Genomic DNA, 18,066 nt, shown 5'->3' with positions numbered 1-18,066 from the left:
CAGCGTCATTCACATCAAGAATCCAGGCGTCGTCATGCATCGCGGAGCGTTGCCATGGCGGGGCGGCGCAGCACGTCGCGCAAGCCCAGCCAGCCGCCAATAAAGGCGCACGCCATGCCGCTCACGATGCCCACCGGCAAGATCGCCGGGTTGAAACGATACGGAAAATCGAAGACGTACGCCGACAGCACCCAGCCGATGGCGATCGCGCCCAAGCCCGCCATCAGCCCGGCGAGGCCACCAACGATCAGCACTTCTGCGTACTGCGTCTGACGTACCACACCAGAGCCTGCACCGAGGGCGCGCAGCACACCGGCATCGCGCAGGCGCTCGTCGCGTGAACCGGAGAGCGCGGCATACAACACTAGGACACCCGCCGCGAGCGTAAAGACGAAGAGGAATTCCACCGCCGCCGTCACCTGGTCCAGCACGCCCTGCACCTGCTGCAGGATCAGTTCGGTATCGACCACCGTGAGGTTCGGAAACTCGCGCACTAGCTTAGCCGGCAGATCGGCCTGCCCGGCGGGAATGCGGAACGCGGTCACGTACGTCTGCGGCATGTCGCGCAGCGCCACGGGCGGCAGGATCACGAAGAAATTCACGCGCATCGAACTCCAGTCGAGCTTGCGCAATGACGTGATGGGCGCATCCACCGTCTGCCCCGCGACATCGAAGCGCAGCACGTCACCCAGATGGAGATTGAGCGTCTTGGCAATGCCCTCCTCCACCGAGGCCTCGGGCTTTTGTCCTCTGAACCACTGTCCGGAAACGATGCGATTTTCAGGCGGCTGCGTGGTCGCGTACGACAGGTTGAATTCGCGTTCGACCAGGTTGCGGGCGCGCGATTCGGCATAGGTCTGGCGGTCGATCACCTGACCATTCACCTGCGTCAGGCGCCCGCGCACCATCGGGTAGAGCTTCGGGTCCGCCACGCCGGCTTGGGCGAGGGCCTGCGCCACCGCGTGCATCTGATCAGGCTGGATATTGATGATGAACCGGTTGGGCGCATCGGCCGGGGTGGCGTTGTGCCACGAGCGGACCAGATCATTGCGCGTCATGGCGAGCAGCAGCAGTGCCATCAGGCCGACCGCAAGCGCCACCGTCTGCAGCACGCTCACGCCGCGACGGCGCTCCAGTACGGCCAGTGCAAAGCGCCACCCCACGCTGAGCGCACGACCCCGCCCCAGGGACACCGCCAGCGCGCGCAATCCGCCGGCTGCCAGCAGCGCAAACACGACGATGGCGCAGGCAAACCCCGCGGCGGTCAGCGCCCCAAGCTTGACGTCGCGCGCTGACACCACGAGGAGCGCGAAGAACGCCGCCCCGCCCAGCGCATAGCCGATCCAAGCGGCAACGGCACGCTCAGCCACGTCGCGCCGCAGCACGCGCAGCGGCGCCACGCGCACGAGGCTCAGCAAGGGTGGCACCGCAAAACCGATCAGCAACACCAGCCCCGCCGTCACGCCCACCACCGCAGGCCAGACAGATGGCGCGGGCAACGTCACCGTGACCAGGTCGCCCAGCGACGCCAGCAACAGCCAGTGCGCGCCGTAACCCAGCGCCACGCCCACCGCCGAACCCATCACGCCGATCAGCAAGAACTCCAGTGCGAACGTGCCGAGAATCTGCCGTTGCTCGAGCCCAAGGCATTTGATGACGGCCACCGCATCGGTATGGCGCGCGGTGTAGCGGCGCGCGGCCATCGTAATCGCCACTGCGGCAATCATGGCCGCCAGCAAGGCGACGAGAGAGAGGAAGCGCTCGGCGCGGTCCAGCGTTTCGCGCATCTGCGGCTGGCCGTTCTGCAACGATTCAACGCGCACGCCACGCAACTGGCGCGTCTTCGCTTCGTTCTCGATCCAAGTGTGGAATGCGCCGGCAGCGGCATCCGGGCCAGCGACCAGCAAGCGGTACGTTACGCGGCTGCCGTAGGTGACGAGGCCTGTCGAGCCCAGGTCTGACATCGACAGCATCACCCGGGGGGCGAAGTTCATGAAGCCCGCGCCGCGATCGAGCTCCTGGGTGATGACGTGAGCGACCTTGAAGGAGCGCTTGCCCAGCCGGATCGCATCGCCCACGCGAATGCCGAGCGCTTCGAGCAGCGGTGCGTCCACCCACACCGTGCCTGCGGCGGGAACGCCCTGGATTGGCGCGCCCACGGTATCTCGCCCGTCATCGCCCACCTTGAGGGTGCCGCGCAGCGGGTAGCCCATGTCGACGGCCTTGATGGCAGCGAGTTGCGATACCGGTTCGCCCGACGCGCCCTTCGCCAATGTGCTGGCCATGCTGGGGAAGGTGGCGGTATGCGTGACTTGCAAGCCGCTTGCACGCGCATGCGCCTCGATGTCGGGCGGCAGCGGCTGATCGGAGACGACAAGCACATCCGCCCCGATTAACTGCCGCGCATCGCGCTCGAGGCCCGCATGCATGCGATCGGCCAGAAAACTGACGGACGCCAGCGCCGCCACGGCCAGCACCAGTGCGACGAGCAGGAGGTTCAGTTCACCGGCGCGCCAGTCGCGGCGCAGCATGCGCAGGGCTTGGGTCCAGACGGAGAAACGTGACATGGGCAGAACATGGACGGGGCGCGCAATGGCGCAAACCCCGCCATGTTCGCACGACTTCAGCGGGCCAGCGCGCGGGCCTCGTCAGCGTGCCAAGGCAGCGCCTGCTCTGCGGTCAGCAGCGAAACGTGCTCGGTCGGCCGGTAGCCGGCGAGATGGCCCAGGCCTTCGCGGAAGGCCGGCTGCCCGATGCGCTCGATCAGCTCGCGCACCCAGGGCGACAGCGCGTCGTTGCGGCGCACCGCCAGGTAATACGTTTCGCGTGTCAGCGGCACAAAATGCAGACCGTGCGCTTCGGCGCCAGGGCGCAGGCCGAAGCCGACGTCCGCCCGCCCTTCCTGCACGGCCACGGCGATCTTGTCGCTGGAGAATTCCTGCTCGTCGTACCCGTTGATCTGGTCGGGATACAGCCCGGCTGCCACCAGCAACTGATCGAACAGCAACCGCGTGCCCGAACTGCGCTGGCGGTTGATGAAGCGCGCCTGCGTGCGCGCCAGATCCCCCAGCGACTGCACCCGCCCCGCCCATTCCGCCGACATCATCAGCCCCTGCTCGCGATCGGCCAGGGCGATCAGGCGCACGGCGGTCGGGCGCAGCCACTTGCGCAAGGTCTGGTGCGCGATCGAGCCCGCGCCTTGCTGCGGCGCCACATAGAAGCCGGCTACCTCGCATTGCTTTTCCTGCAGGCAGATCAGCCCTTCGACGGCGCTGCAGAACACGGTATCGATGTGCGCGCCGGGGCTTTGCCGCGCAAACGTCTCGGCCAGCAGCTCCACGGCGGGGTCATGGCTGCCCGAGAAACGGATGCGCGCCTGCGACTGGGATGCGTCTTCCAGCTCCGAGAGGAACTGCCCCATGGCCTGATGCAGTGCCGGATCGATCTGCTCGCGCAGGCGCATCTCGGCGCGCAGCATGCGCTCACCAAAAAGCGTGAGGGAGGCCCCCCGGCCCCGCTCCATGTCGAGCAGCGCGCGGCCAAGCATCTCCTCCCACGACCGCATCACGCCCCAGGCGTGCCGGTATGACAGCCCCACCTGTTTCGCCGCGCGGTGTAGCGACCCCGTCTCTCGCACCGCCCGCAGCAACTGGAACACCTTGCCGTTCGCGCGCGGGTTGTCGTCCGGCCCCACCACCGGAAATACCTCGAACTGGAATGTCATTATGTTTATGGTTTCCTATTTACTTCCGCCGTGCCCCGGGAGAACAATTCTGCTCATTGCGGGGTGGGCATCTCGTGGTCGCTGGCTGCCCCCGACGTTGCCGCCATCATGCAGCATCCGACATAAAGCGTCCACGCCTTTGCGCTAGCCCCCACAACATGCCCCGATTGTCCAAAGCCCTTCGGCTATCTGCTCTCATCTGCCTGACGCTCGCGGTTGCCACTCCCGCATATGCTGGTGATCTCCGCATGGCTACCACCACCAGCACAGAGAATTCCGGTCTGCTGAAGGTCCTGTTGCCCAAATTTGAGGCCGCCACCGGCGTGCATGTGCAGGTGATTGCCGTTGGCACTGGCAAGGCGGTCAAATTGGGTGAATCGGGGGATGTGGATGTGGTGCTGGTGCACGCCCGCCCACTGGAAGACGCCTTCGTCGCCTCAGGGGGTGGCATCGACCGCCGCGACGTGATGTACAACGATTTCATCCTCGTCGGCCCAGACACGGACCCGGCCCACGTGCGGGGCCAGAAGAACGTCATTCAGGGGATGGAGACCATCGCTGCGGCTGGCGAGAAAGCCGGCGCCAAGTTCATCTCGCGCGGCGACAACTCCGGCACCGATGTCATGGAAAAGGCCTATTGGAAGACGGCCAACATCGACCCGAAGGGAAAGCCGTGGTACGTGAGCGCAGGGCTCGGAATGGGCGAAGTGCTGAACATGGCCGCGCAGATGAACGCCTACACGCTGTCCGACCGCGCGACCTACGGCGCCTACCGTGCCAAAACGGGTCTCGACATCGTGTTGGCCGGCGACCCGCGCATGTTCAACCCCTACGGCATCATCGCGGTCAACCCGAAGAGATACCCGAGCGTCAACTACACCGATGCAACCAAGCTGATCGAATGGATCACGTCACCCGCCGGTCAGCAGGTCATTGCCGACTTCAAGGTCAACGGAGAGCAGGTGTTCTTCCCGGACTACGGGAAGGCGGTCGCAACCGGAAAATAGCTTCCTGCCTGCCCCGCCGCAGGGCAGGACGACGGCGGTTCAGTTCAGGCCACGGCCGATTCCAACTGCGGATGCTGCGGTAACTCGGCCGCCACTTCACCGATCATGCGGCGCAGCCACATCACATCGGGCGCCGCGTGGCTGCGCTCGTGCCAGAGCTGGTAGAAGCGCATCTTGGGGAATGCCATGGGTGTCGGCAGGATGCGGATCGGCAAATACTGGGCGCAGTGCGCGGCGAACTGGCGGCCGGTGGTGAACACCAGATCGGTGCGCATCAGCACATACGGCACCAGCCCGAAATACGGCAGCGACACCTGGATCTGCCGCTTGAGCCCCTGCTCCGCAAGAGCCTGATCGATCATGCTGCGCTGCATCACGGCATACGGCGCGGGCGCCAGGTGGGGCATCTCCACATAGTGCTTGAGCGAGATGCCCTTGCGCGCCAGCGGATGCTGTGCACCCAGCATGCAGACGACTTCATCGTCGAACAGCGGTGAAATGTGCAGATGCTCGGGCGGTGAGAGCCAGTTGCCGATCACCAAGTCCATGCCGCCTTGCTCCAGGGCCGCCAGGTAGTCAACACCGGCATTGAGCGGATGCACGACCAGCTTGGCTTGCGGCGCCTGCTTGCGCAGGCGCTCGACGATGTTGGGCAGGAAAAAGGCATCAAGATAGTCCGGTGCACCCAGGTGGAACGTGCGCGTCGTGTTGCCGGGATCGAAATCCTGCGAAGGTCGGGCGATGCGCTCCATCGCCTCCAGGCTTTGCTGGGCCAGCGACAGCAAGTCATGCCCCCGCTCGGTCGGCACCATGCCGTTCTTGCCGCGCACCAGAATGGCGTCGCCGGTGATCTCGCGCAGGCGCTTGAGCGTGTTGCTGATGGCCGGCTGCGACTGGCCGAGCTTGACGGCCGTACGCGTCACGCTCTGCTCAGTGAGCAGCGTGTAGAGAACGCGCAGGAGATAGGTATCGAGGTGATCTTTGCCGTGCATCTGGAGGCGGGTAACGGCTGCGCCGACCCTTCTAAAAAACGTGCGTGGAGACGCTGTCAGTGTATGTCACCTGCACGTCGCGCCGCCAGACCGCTACCGGCGGGTATACCCCGGATTTTGGCTTTCCGATGCGGGTTATCACATGGGCCAAATATTGCATTCCTGGCCCGGTGCTATGGTTCCGTTACACACACAAACAGGCGTAGAACCCCCATGGAGACTCAGCCCATCCGCTTCTTCCACCGCGGCCAAGTCCGCACCGTCACGGACGCCCCGATCACCCGGACGGTGCTTCAATACCTGCGTGAAGACGCACACTGCACCGGCACCAAGGAAGGGTGCGCCGAGGGCGATTGCGGTGCGTGTACCGTCGTGCTCGGTGAGCTGCAGGAAGACGGCAGCGTCGGCCTGAAGGCCGTCAACGCATGCATCCAGTTCCTGCCCACGCTTGACGGCAAGGCGCTGTTCACCGTGGAAGACGTGCGCGGCAAGGACGGCACGCTGCACCCGGTGCAAGAGGCGATGGTGGAGTGTCACGGATCCCAGTGCGGCTTCTGCACGCCGGGCTTCGTGATGTCGCTTTACGCCCTGTACGAGAACACCGGCAATCAGGCGCCCATCCCCTCGCGCCAGACCATCTGCGATTCGCTCACCGGCAACCTGTGCCGCTGCACCGGCTACCGCCCCATCATCGACGCGGGCGAACGCATGTTCGAGCTGCCCTCTCCAGCCGGCATCGACCGCACGCAACTGGCCGACACGCTGCGCAAGCTGCAGCGCAAGGACACCTTCAGCTATGCGCCCGTCGGCACCGAGAATGCGCCGCGCTTCTACGCCCCACGCACCGCTTCGGCCTTCGCCGCGATCAAGGCCGCGCATCCGAACATCCGCATCCTGGCCGGCAGCACCGACGTCGGCCTGTGGGTCACCAAACAGTTCCGCGACCTGGGCGACATCCTGTACATCGGCCAGGTGTCGGATCTGTACGCACTGGAAAAGCGCGATGGCTGGATCGAGATCGGCGCTGCCGTCTCGCTGGAAAAAGCGTACGAATTTCTGGCTGCGGACTACCCCGAGGTGACGGAGCTGTGGAAGCGCTTTGCCTCGCTCCCAATCCGCAATGCCGGCACGCTGGGCGGCAACGTTGCAAACGGCTCGCCCATCGGTGACTCGGCACCCGCGCTCATCGCCATCGGCACGCGTGTCGTGCTCCAACGTGGCGAAGTCCGCCGCGAGTTGCCGCTTGAAGACCTCTACCTCGCCTACCAGAAGAACGCGATGGAGGAAGGCGAATTCGTTGCGGGCCTGCGCATCCCCGCGCGTGAGGGCCGCGACGCCCTGCGCTTCCGTACGTACAAACTCTCGAAGCGTTTTGACGAGGACATTTCCGCCGTGTGCGCGGCGCTGGCCATCGAGCTGGACGGAAACATCGTGCGCAGCGCGCGCATCGCATACGGCGGCATGGCGGCAACATCCAAGCGCGCGACGGAGACGGAAAACGCCATCCTTGGCCAGCCGTGGAACGAGGCGACGGTGCGTGCTGCCATGGCAGCCATGTCGCGCGACTACACGCCGTTGACCGACATGCGCGCGACCGACAATTACCGGCGCATCTCGGCTGCCAACACGGTGTACCGCTTCTGGCTGGAAACCCGCACTGACGCGCCGCTCGCGCCCGAACAGATCAACGTGCGCGCGGTCGAATTGAATACCCTCACGGCAGCCTAAGAACATGAACAAGCAAACCGAAGCCTTCCTGCAGGCGGAAGCCGATATTGCTGGAGCCGTGTCTGGCCAGCGCGGCGCAGTGGTCGGCGTGTCGCGCCCGCATGAGTCTGCGCACCTGCATGTTGCGGGTACCGCCACGTACACCGACGACATTCCTGAGCTGGCCGGCACGCTGCACGCGGCGCTCGGCATGAGCACGCAGGCGCATGCGCGCATCGTCAACATGGACCTGGACCGCGTGAAGGCCGCGCCGGGCGTGGTGGCGGTGTTCACGTCGGCCGACATCCCCGGCACGAACGATTGCGGCCCGATCATTCACGACGATCCGATCCTCGCAACCGACACGGTGCACTTCGTCGGGCAGCCGATGTTCATCGTGGTCGCCACGTCGCACGATGCGGCGCGCCGTGCGGCGCGTCTGGGCAATATCGAATACGAAGTCCTGCCTCCGCTGCTGACGCCTGAAGAGGCTCGTGCCGCGGGCAAGTCGGTGCTGCCGCCGATGCACCTCAAGCGTGGTGAGCCGGCCGAGCGCATCGCCGCAGCGCCCCACTCCGAAGCCGGCAAGATGTCGCTGGGCGGGCAGGAGCAGTTCTATCTCGAAAGCCAGATCTCGTACGCCGTGCCGAAGGAAGACAACGGCATGCACGTTTGGTGCTCGACGCAGCATCCGACCGAGATGCAGCACATGGTGTCGCACATGCTGGGCTGGCACGCCAACCAGGTGCTGGTTGAATGCCGTCGCATGGGCGGCGGTTTCGGCGGGAAGGAGTCGCAATCGGGCCTGTTCGCCTGCTGCGCTTCGCTGGCGGCATGGAAACTCGCCTGCCCCGTCAAGCTGCGTCCGGACCGCGACGACGACATGATGATCACCGGCAAGCGGCATGACTTCCGCTTTGCCTACGAAGCCGGCTACGACGACGGTGGGCGCATCCAGGGTGTCAAGGTCGACATGACCTCGCGCGCCGGTTTCTCGGCCGACCTGTCGGGCCCGGTGATGACGCGCGCCATCTGCCACTTCGACAACGCCTACTGGCTGCCTGAGGTGGAAATCGACGGCTTCTGCGCGCGCACCAACACGCAGTCGAACACCGCGTTCCGAGGCTTTGGCGGCCCGCAGGGCGCGTTTGCCATCGAGTACATCATGGACAACATCGCGCGCTCGGTCGGCAAAGATGCGCTCGACGTACGCCGCGCCAATCTGTACGGCAAGGACAAGAACAACGTCACGCCATACGGCCAGACGGTGGAGGACAACGTCATCCATGAACTGCTGGACGAGCTGGAAGCGACGTCCGACTATCGCGCCCGCCGAGAAGCGATTCGCGCATTCAATGCGACCAGCCCGGTGCTCAAGCGCGGCCTGGCGCTGACGCCGGTGAAATTCGGCATCTCGTTCAACGTGAAGCACTTCAACCAGGCGGGTGCGCTGGTGCACGTCTACAACGATGGCTCGATCCTCGTGAACCACGGCGGTACCGAAATGGGCCAGGGCCTGAACACGAAGGTTGCGCAGGTCGTGGCGCACGAACTGGGCGTGTCGTTCACGCGCATCCGCGTCACGGCAACTGACACCAGCAAGGTGGCCAACACCTCCGCCACGGCGGCATCCACAGGCAGCGACCTGAACGGCAAGGCTGCGCAAGACGCCGCACGCCAGATCCGCCAGCGCCTGATCGCGTTTGCGGCCGAGCATTACGAAGCGCCTATCGAGACGGTGGCGATCGTGGGCGACCATCTGGAAATCGGTACGCGCCGCGTGCCGTTCGACGAGCTGGTCGGCAAGGCCTATGTTGCCCGCGTGCAATTGTGGTCCGACGGCTTCTACGCCACGCCCAAGCTGCACTGGGATCAATCCAAGCTCAAGGGCCGTCCGTTCTACTACTTCGCCTATGGCGCAGCGGTGTCGGAAGTGGTGGTCGATACGCTGACCGGTGAATGGCGCCTGCTGCGCGCCGACGTGCTGCACGACGCCGGCCGCTCGATCAACCCGGCCATCGACATCGGCCAGGTGGAAGGCGCGTTCATCCAGGGCATGGGCTGGCTCACGACCGAAGAGCTGTGGTGGAACAAGAACGGCAAGCTGATGACGCATGCGCCGTCCACCTACAAGATTCCGACGGTCAACGACTGCCCGCCGGACTTCCGCGTGAATCTGTTCAACAACGCCAACGTGGAAGACAGCATCCACCGTTCCAAGGCACTGGGTGAGCCGCCGCTGCTGCTGCCGTTCTCGGTGTTCTTTGCCATTCGCGATGCGGTGGCTGCGGTTGGCGACGGCCGCACCAATCCGCCGCTGAATGCGCCTGCCACCAGCGAGGAAATCCTCAAGGCTGTGGATGCCATCCGCAGCGCCCCGCTGTCCGCCTGAGTTCGGAGAACAGACCATGGACCACACGCAACTGCGCCCATTCCGCTTCGCCGACGTGCTCGCCACCGTGCAAGCGGCGCAGCCGTGCGTGCTGGTCACGGTAACGGACGTGCAGGGCTCTGCCCCGCGCGAACCAGGCACGCTGATGCTGGTATGCGCCGACGGCTTTTTCGGCACCATCGGCGGCGGCCATCTCGAATGGCGTGCGATGGAAATCGCGCAGACGATGATGAATGCGCCTGAAGCCGCCGGCGAAGCACGTCGGCAGTTCGTGCGCATTCCGCTCGGCCCTGCGCTCGGCCAATGCTGCGGCGGCGTGGTGCGGCTGTCGCTTGAACGACTCGACGCGCGTGATGTGAAGTGGATCGCGCTGGCCGACGACGCCATGCGCCAACGCCGCAGCCTGCGCCGTATCGTCTCCGCCGATCCGGCGGTCGCGGTTGAAGCGAGCGTGGCCGACGCAGCCGCAGCCGGCGTGCAACTCGACGCCAGCGGCTTCACCCAAACCGTGCTGCCGCCCGACATGTCGATCGTTCTGTGTGGCGCGGGCCACGTCGGCCACGCCATCGTGCGCGCACTGGCGCATCTGCCCTGTCGCGTCACGTGGGTTGACGAGCGGGATGCGATGTTCCCGTTTCCCACGGAAGTGCCGCCGAACGTCGTCATCGAATCCACCGCTACGCCGGAAGCCGTGATCGACCACGCGCCCGCGGGCAGCTACTTCCTGGTCATGACGCACAACCATGCGTTGGATCTCGCGCTGTGCGAACGCATCATGCGCCGCACGGACTTTGCCTACTTCGGTCTGATCGGTTCCAAGACGAAGCGCGCGCGTTTCGAGCACCGCATGGTCGAGCACGGCGTGGACCCGGCCCGCCTGCCGGAAATGGTGTGCCCGATTGGCGTGGCGGGCATCGTGGACAAGGCGCCGGATATCATTGCGGTATCCGTCGTCGCGCAACTCCTGCAGGTGCGAGAGCTGCAGCAACATGCGCTCACCAGCGCCAGCAGTGGCGCGACGGTTCCTTACCGAGTCCCTACATCCGTCTGACCATGCCGATCTCCCCTGCCCTTGCAGAACGCATCGCCACCAGCCCCAAAGCTGAACTGCACATCCACATCGAAGGCTCGCTCGAACCCGAACTGATGTTCGCGCTGGCCGAGCGCAACGGCGTGAAGCTGCCGTATGCGTCCGTGGAAGAAGTACGCGCGACCTACGCCTTCAACGATCTGCAATCGTTCCTCGACCTGTATTACGCCGGCGCCAGCGTGCTGCTCACCGAGCAGGATTTCTACGACATGACGGCCGCTTATGTCGCGCGCGCGCTTGCCGACAACGTCCACCACGCCGAAATCTTCTTCGACCCGCAGACGCACACCGCCCGCAACGTGCCCATGCATGTGGTCGTTCATGGCATCGTCCGCGCCCTGGACGACGCCGAGCGCGAGCATGGTTTCTCCAGCGCGCTGATCCTCTGCTTCCTGCGGCATCTGAGCGAAGAAGACGCTTTCGACACGCTCGAAGCGGCCCTGCCCTATATCCAGGATCCGGCCAACCGCATCATCGGCGTGGGGCTGGATTCGTCCGAGCGCGGCAACCCGCCGGAAAAATTCGCACGCGTATTCGCACGCTGCAAGGAACTCGGCCTGCGCCTGGTGGCCCACGCCGGTGAAGAAGGCCCGGCGCAATACGTGATCGACGCGCTCGACATCCTCAAGGTGGAGCGCATCGACCACGGCGTACGCGCCATCGACGATGCCGCGCTCGTCAAGCGCCTCGCGGCCGAACGCATCGCGCTGACGGTCTGCCCGCTGTCGAACGAAAAACTGAAGGTCTACCCTGACCTGCGCGACCACTCGCTCAAGCAACTGCTGGACGCCGGCTGCGCTGTAACGCTGCATTCCGACGATCCGGCCTACTTTGGCGGCTACATGAACACCAACTGGCTCGCCACTTTCAACGCCCTTGACCTGTCTGCGGCCGATGCCCATACGCTCGCGCGCAACAGCTTCGAGGCGTCCTTCCTGCCCGAACAGGACAAAGCCCTGTGGCTTGCCAAGGTCGACGACCACTGGAAAGCCGCACACTAAAAATCACGAGACGACATGACCACGATGCCTCCGACTTCCAACACCGTTCACGCCTACCGCGGCCGCGTGCTGCATTTCCTGCACGATCCGCAGTATCGCGAGCGCGATGCCTATGAGTATTGGGAAGACGGCCTGCTCGTGGTCTTGGGGGGCAAGGTGATCAAGGCCGGCGACTACGCCGCGCTGCGTGAAGACCTGCCGGCCGGCGCGCAATTGCACGACTACAGCGGCAAGCTCATCGTCCCGGGCTTCATCGACACGCATATCCACTTCCCGCAGACGGACATGATCGCGTCGCCGTCGCCGGGTCTGCTGCACTGGCTGGAGACGTACACCTTCCCGGAAGAGCGCCGCTTCGAAAGCGAGCAGTACGCCGCCGGTGTCGCCTCGTTCTTCCTCGACGAACTGCTGCGCAACGGCACGACCAGCGCGATGGTGTGGAGCACCGTGCATCGCGGCTCCGCCGAGACACTGTTCACGCAAGCCCAGCAACGCGGCATGCGCATGATCACCGGCAAGGTGATGATGGATCGCAACTGCCCGGACTACCTGCGCGACACGGCCGAATCCGGCGCGCGCGACACCGCCGACCTGATATCGCGCTGGCACGGCAAGGACCGGCTGGCCTACGCCATCACGCCGCGATTCGCGCCCACCTCGAGCGAAGCCCAGCTGCAGGCCTGCGCAGAACTCGCCAAGCAATACAAGGACGTCTTCATCCAGACGCACGTCGCAGAAAACCCCGACGAAGTGAAATGGGTGGCCGACCTGTTTCCAGACGCGCGCAGCTATCTGGACGTCTACGACCGCTACGGCCTGCTGCGCAAAGGCGCCTTTTACGGCCACGCCATCTGGCTGGACGACGGTGACCGCCAACGCATGGCCGAATCCGGCGCAGCCGTGGCGCACTGCCCCACCTCCAACCTGTTCCTGGGCAGCGGCCTCTACAACTTCCACCAGAACGACGCATACCGCCTGGCGCTCACGCTGGCGACCGACGTGGGCGGCGGCAGCTCGTTCTCGATGCTGCGCACGATGGGCACGGCGCACAAGGTCGCGCGCATGGGCGGGTATCACCTGACGGCGCTGCGGATGTTCTACCTGGCCACGCGAGGTGCCGCTGAGGCTCTGGGCTGGGAAGATCGCATCGGCAGCTTCGTGCCGGGCGCGGAAGCCGACTTCATCGTGCTGGACCCGGCAGCCACACCGCTGCTCGCCCGCCGCAACGCGCGCTCGGAGACGCTGGAAGAGCTGCTGTTCTCGCTGGCGCTGTTGGGCGAGGATCGCGCCGTGGCTGCCACCTACATCCAGGGCGAGCCGGCCAAATTCGCGATTGGCGCCAACGCTTGATGCACTTATAATCGTGGCTTCCATTGGGGAGTAGCCGCCTGGGGTCGATACCCCGGGGGCCACGTCAACAGACTTGACCGCCGTCGCAACGACAGGTGGTTATGGCGTGGTCAGCCGCACTCAGGGTGCCACCCCGGCACCCGGTGACGCGCCTGGCGAGACCGATGACAACCCACTGCGGACAGGGCCGGCAGTGGCGCGTCATTGGTTCGCATACGGCCCGGACACCACAACAACATGGAAGCCTTTCTCGTCTCCACCGGCATCGTCGCGCTCGCTGAAATCGGCGACAAGACGCAATTGCTCTCGATCCTGCTGGCCGCGCGTTTTCGCAAGCCGGTGCCGATCATTCTCGGCATCTTCATCTCCACCCTCGTCAACCACGCACTGGCCGGCGCCGTCGGTGGCTGGATCACGCACGTGCTCGGCGAAAACGTGCTGCGGTGGATCCTGGGCGTGGGCTTTATCGCCATGGCCGGCTGGATGCTGATTCCGGACAAGCTAGACGACGACGAAGCGCCCTCGACGACGCAGCGCGGCCTGGGCATCCTGGGGACGACCATCGTTGCGTTCTTCTTTGCCGAGATGGGCGACAAGACGCAGATCGCGACCGTGGCGCTGGCCGCACGCTTTAACGACGTGTTTTCTGTCGTGGCGGGCACCACCGTCGGCATGCTGCTGGCCAATGTGCCGGCCGTGCTGATGGGCAACAAGTTCGCCTCGCGTATGCCGATCACGCTGGTGCACCGTATTGCAGCGCTGATCTTCCTGGTGCTGGGTGTGCTGGCGCTGCTTGGCGTGAGTAAATAACCAGTCAGCGCCTCATACTTCCAGGCTAGTTTGATTGGCAAACTCAGGATTTTCGGTCACCCGTTTGTTTGCCAAACCACGGCCAGTACGCACGGCCCTCACCCCGCGCACGGTCCCATTGCGTGATTGGCGGCGTCGGCTGCCAGCCCGGCGGGGGGCCGATCAGTACCGCCCAGCTGTCTTTGGCATCGGCCACGCTGGTGACGACGGCGCTCTTGCCACTTTGGTTGGCGTAGGCAGCGGCAAAGGCGGCGTTGACCGCGAAGCTAGCGGCGCGGGCCGGACCCTCCATGACTTGGGACACGCTGTAGAAGTTGCCAACTTGATCCAGGTCGGGCCATTGCTGGTGGACGGCGGCGTGCAGTGGGCCCATCAGGGCGTTGATGTTGGCGGTGTGCTTGTGCACGTCGTGATAGACACGTTCGACCGGGTGATCCTGCGAGGCCTGTTCTCGCAGCGTCTTCATCAGAGGCGTCCATGCGCCACCCGGGTTGGCGGCCTTGGCGCCGATGCCGCCTTCGTGATGCTGCGGCGTGTAGATGGACGCGAGCGGCGCGTAGCCCCAGTTGGCGCTGGGGTGGCCGAGGATGAGGAGGGCGGTGTTTTCGTTGGTCTGCTCGCCCATCGGGTAGTTGGGCGCATCCATGTTCCACACCCACACCAGCTTGTTGGGGTTATCGGCCAGGAATTTGAGCGCCTCTTGCAGATCGTAGAAGCCCACGGTCTCGTCGCCAGCCTTGAGCACCACCTGTGGCAGCTTGCCGCTGGGGTTGTACTTCATGCTTTTGGCGAAGGCGGCATCGGCCACCTTGTCGAACATCAGTCTCCGTGCACCTTGCAACGACAGAATGGACTCGCCAACGATCATTGGTTCACGAGTACGCAGGCCGCGCACGGTTTCGCCGGTCTTCGGGTCTTTGTGCAGCTTGACCCAGTAGTCCTGCATGCGTTGCTCGGCATGTGCGGCGTCGTAGGCCAGATAGCTGGGCGCGGGCATGCCCATGGCGGCCTGCTCTTTCAGCAGTTCATCCACGCTCCAATCATCGCCAAGGGCATAGTTCTTCAGGTACGTGGGCGTACCGATCCACTCGCGCGGCATACCCGCGAACACGATGGCATCCATGAAGTCGGGCCGGTCGGTACCCTGCTCCATCGAGTAGAAACCCGAGTTGAAGTAGCGATAACTGAAAGTGCTTAGAGGAACACTCAACAGCTTGCTATAGGCTCCCCAGAACCTGTCGCGCTTGATCTGCGGGTAGTCATCTAGACGATTCTTGCGCTCTAGCCCGAGCGTTAATTCCCCTACCGCATCCCCAAGCTTGAATCTTGCTGCATCGCGATCATTGGCGTTGGGCTGGGCCAGGCCCTGCGCCCAAAGTAAGTTCCATTGGGTGGGGTAGTCCCGCCACATCAGCGGGTTGATCCATTGCACGCCCAACAGCACGGCAGCGGGGGCTTTCGGGTCGGCCTGCGCGGCGGCCTGCATACGCGGCCAGGCCACGGGCTTGCGGGAATACGAATCGTTGGCGGACATCGACACTCCAGAATAACTAACGGTCAACAGCAGGCAGGCGGCGGCCAGCACGCGCGTGGCCTTCAGCGCGCGCCTGCATGGGCTCAAACAAGACAAGTTGGGCATGGCAGCTCCCTCAGGCATAGGGGGTACCGGTGTCGTCCGGCGTGTGGTAGGAGTACATGCGCCCCGGGTTGCGCTCGCCGGGGATCCCGATCGCCGTGACGCCGCCCTTGGCTTCGACGAACATGTCGTGGTCTTCCAGCTTCTTGCTGTCATACGTGGCTTTCTCGGAGTTGTAGTACTCAAACTCAATATCCTTCGCGGGCTCCCGCCCCGCCGGATATACCTCGCCCCCCTCAGACTGCGGCTCACACCAGCGCCAATCCGCCATCCTGCGGAACTGAGCCATGTGATTGGCGTTGAACAGACACAGGCCCACATCCACGTCATACGCCAGCACGTGTTCACTGTGCGCCGGGTTGGTGAGGATGGTGGAGTGGTTGGTGGGCTGCTGGCGGTCGCCTTCCTTCAACTGCGCCGCGCGCGCCTGCTCCTCGAACTTGCCAAACTCGGTGCCGCGAATCTTGTGATGGTTCTCGTCGTTCATCAGAGCAATGTCGTTTTTGTCGAAGGTGGCTCCGCTCTGGAGTTGGCCCCTTTCGTCGTAGGCATTGCGCCGCGCGCGCTGGCGAATGCCGGCGTTCTGGTCGTAGCGCATGGCGGCTTCGCTGGCAGTGCTGCCGTGTCCGGTCGTGCGTTGATGGGCGTAAGGGTCCTCAGTGCCCTGGGGTACTTGACGCGCCGGATTGAGCGCATCACGAGCGGATTCGTAGTGGACATTGAAGGGTCCCAGCGTGTGGACGCCGTCGACGTAGCATTGCTCGGTCGGCAGCGTGCTGCCGTCGCTGCGCGCCAGGTAGACAGCCCGCGGCACGATGCCGCCGCTGGAGATGGCCGGCGCGTTGACACGCACGGCCCAGTCCTTGTCGGGCACGCCATTGACCTTGGCGACATTGCTCACCTGATTGGCAATTACAGCGCCCGCTCCCATGAATATGCCGATGGTCGAGCCAAAGAACTTGCCCCAAAAACCCTTTCGATCGTCACCCCAGATTTTCTTGAATTGAACGCTCACGCGTTCGGAATCCGGAGTCCAGAAGATGCTGGTCTCGGGATTGGCGCCAATGGTGTCATTCCAGTAGTGGTAGTCAGTACCAGGGGTGCCGCCCACCTTGTACGGCACCCCCGGCTTGGCCTCGGCCCAGACACGTTGGTAGAGCACACCGTCAGCTCCGGTGGCCTCCACATCTTCCTTGTTTAAACCTAGCCAGCCCATACCACGCACGGCGGCAACGGAGATGACCCGATCATGCGGGCTGCAGTACAAGAAGACGCGGGCGCGCGTGTCGCGCCCCTTGCAATCTTGCTCGGCGGTGCAGGCAGCGTCGCCATTCCGAGGCTTGTGGTTGAAGGCGTGCTGGGTTACGAAGTCGGCATCGTAGTGCTGCGCTCGCTCCTTGCCGAAGCCCCGCACGATGTCGAAGAAGTTCCTGAGGCCCTTGGCGCGGGCTTCATAGGTGACACGACCCGCTTCGTTTTTTGAATCGTATTGGGAGACGTTGTCGATCCAGCTCTTGCGCAGGCTGTAGGGCGCACAGGCGAGGACGTAGTTGTCGGCGACACCGTTGCACTTGCCTTCACCGTTGAATTCGGCGTGATGGGCGCCAAAGTACGCCGAGCCGATGCCTATCATGTTGCCTTGGCTATGGCAGACCACGGTAATGGGGCAATCCTTGTCAGTGACACCATCGCGCTTCAGCGTCCTATGCACCTCGCGGATGCGGCTCACCAGCTTGGCCAGTCGCCAGGCGGCGAAGGCCTGGTAATGACGGGCCGGAGCACTGTAGACCTGCCGGTCACTGGTTTGAAGGTGGGTCAGGGACAGTGCGCCAAAAACGAGTTCCGCATCGGTGCCTTTGTTGAACATGTCGGGCAAGGCCGAGCAGCCGTTCACGAAGGGGCCGCCGCCCCAGGCGTTCTTCTCATCGAGCAGAATGTTGCCGCCCACGGCATTGAGTTCATCGACACTGGACTTGTAGCCCCAGCGGAACCGAATGACGGGGCTGTAGCCTGCGTCTTTGACAAACGTTGCCGACTTGAGGTCACGCTGGATGTAGCCATCCTCAGTCAATTCGCTCATGTAGGTGACGGGCCTGAGTTGCCCGCTACCCTTGACGCGAAAGACATGATCGTCCTCGCGTTGCAGGCGCGCGTTCAGGCCCTTGCAGAGCCCCTCTTCTGCGGTGTCAAACCATTCGCCCATGGAGTTGACGCCGTGTACAAAGATGACGACGCCCGGCAGCGGCAAGGGCTCATCCACATCCTGACAAGGATTGCCCGGCAGGCAGAGGGCTTCTGCGCGCGGGCCGCCTGAAAAAGATTCGATTGAATCAGTCATTGATGCGTCCTGTCCGATT

12 protein-coding genes are annotated in these 18,066 nt (G+C 64.3%); 7 read left to right on the top strand and 5 right to left on the bottom strand.

Annotated elements, in window-relative coordinates:
• Positions 1–32 precede the first annotated feature (32 nt).
• Together AAHM38_RS13460 and AAHM38_RS13455 are read right to left on the bottom strand one after the other, a co-directional pair.
• Positions 33–2,567 (bottom strand): ABC transporter permease, encoded by a 2,535-nt coding sequence (locus AAHM38_RS13460; protein WP_116576535.1) that lies wholly within the window; start codon positions 2,565–2,567, stop codon positions 33–35.
• Positions 2,568–2,623: 56 nt separating this feature from the next.
• Entirely contained in the window at positions 2,624–3,724 is a 1,101-nt protein-coding gene (locus AAHM38_RS13455) for a substrate-binding domain-containing protein (RefSeq protein ID WP_012762327.1), read from the bottom strand.
• A 158-nt stretch (positions 3,725–3,882) separates the two neighbouring features.
• On the opposite strand from AAHM38_RS13455, the gene AAHM38_RS13450 reads away from it, so the two are divergent.
• Positions 3,883–4,731 carry a substrate-binding domain-containing protein gene (locus AAHM38_RS13450; RefSeq protein WP_009277483.1) on the top strand — a complete coding sequence of 283 codons (849 nt, stop codon included), beginning with the start codon at positions 3,883–3,885 and terminating at the stop codon, positions 4,729–4,731.
• Between the two features lie 44 nt (positions 4,732–4,775).
• Here AAHM38_RS13450 and AAHM38_RS13445 read toward each other — a convergent pair whose 3' ends face one another.
• Positions 4,776–5,723 carry a LysR substrate-binding domain-containing protein gene (locus AAHM38_RS13445; protein WP_009241090.1) on the bottom strand — a complete coding sequence of 316 codons (948 nt, stop codon included), beginning with the start codon at positions 5,721–5,723 and terminating at the stop codon, positions 4,776–4,778.
• A gap of 213 nt (positions 5,724–5,936) precedes the next feature.
• Between AAHM38_RS13445 and xdhA the strand changes: the two genes are divergently transcribed.
• The 6 genes from xdhA to AAHM38_RS13415 all read left to right on the top strand — a co-directional run bounded on the left by xdhA (position 5,937) and on the right by AAHM38_RS13415 (position 14,073).
• Complete coding sequence (xdhA, locus tag AAHM38_RS13440) at positions 5,937–7,451, top strand: xanthine dehydrogenase small subunit (protein ID WP_116576536.1); 1,515 nt, start codon at positions 5,937–5,939, stop codon at positions 7,449–7,451.
• 4 nt (positions 7,452–7,455) lie between these two features.
• Positions 7,456–9,822, top strand: coding sequence for a xanthine dehydrogenase molybdopterin binding subunit (xdhB, locus tag AAHM38_RS13435; protein WP_182552940.1), 2,367 nt, complete (start codon positions 7,456–7,458; stop codon positions 9,820–9,822).
• Between the two features lie 16 nt (positions 9,823–9,838).
• Positions 9,839–10,873 carry a xanthine dehydrogenase accessory protein XdhC gene (xdhC, locus tag AAHM38_RS13430; protein ID WP_116576538.1) on the top strand — a complete coding sequence of 345 codons (1,035 nt, stop codon included), beginning with the start codon at positions 9,839–9,841 and terminating at the stop codon, positions 10,871–10,873.
• A 2-nt stretch (positions 10,874–10,875) separates the two neighbouring features.
• Positions 10,876–11,913: an adenosine deaminase gene (locus AAHM38_RS13425; RefSeq protein WP_116576539.1), complete on the top strand. Its 1,038-nt coding sequence runs from the start codon at positions 10,876–10,878 to the stop codon at positions 11,911–11,913.
• A 15-nt stretch (positions 11,914–11,928) separates the two neighbouring features.
• Positions 11,929–13,263, top strand: coding sequence for a guanine deaminase (gene guaD / locus AAHM38_RS13420; protein ID WP_116576540.1), 1,335 nt, complete (start codon positions 11,929–11,931; stop codon positions 13,261–13,263).
• Between the two features lie 237 nt (positions 13,264–13,500).
• Positions 13,501–14,073 carry a TMEM165/GDT1 family protein gene (locus tag AAHM38_RS13415; RefSeq protein WP_012762332.1) on the top strand — a complete coding sequence of 191 codons (573 nt, stop codon included), beginning with the start codon at positions 13,501–13,503 and terminating at the stop codon, positions 14,071–14,073.
• Between the two features lie 43 nt (positions 14,074–14,116).
• On the opposite strand, the gene AAHM38_RS13410 is transcribed toward AAHM38_RS13415, so the two are convergent.
• The gene (locus tag AAHM38_RS13410) at positions 14,117–15,712 is read right to left on the bottom strand and encodes a hypothetical protein (protein WP_116576541.1); all 1,596 of its coding nucleotides are present in this window, start codon (positions 15,710–15,712) and stop codon (positions 14,117–14,119) included.
• Between the two features lie 10 nt (positions 15,713–15,722).
• Entirely contained in the window at positions 15,723–18,047 is a 2,325-nt protein-coding gene (locus tag AAHM38_RS13405) for a T6SS effector phospholipase Tle3 domain-containing protein (RefSeq protein ID WP_116576542.1), read from the bottom strand.
• Between the last annotated feature and the right edge of the window lie 19 nt (positions 18,048–18,066).

The organism is Ralstonia sp. OTU4908 (assembly GCF_038440115.1).
In the GTDB taxonomy this organism is placed as follows: domain Bacteria; phylum Pseudomonadota; class Gammaproteobacteria; order Burkholderiales; family Burkholderiaceae; genus Ralstonia; species Ralstonia pickettii.
Note: the sequence above shows the minus strand (reverse complement) of the source record. Positions and strands in the feature narration are given on the sequence as shown.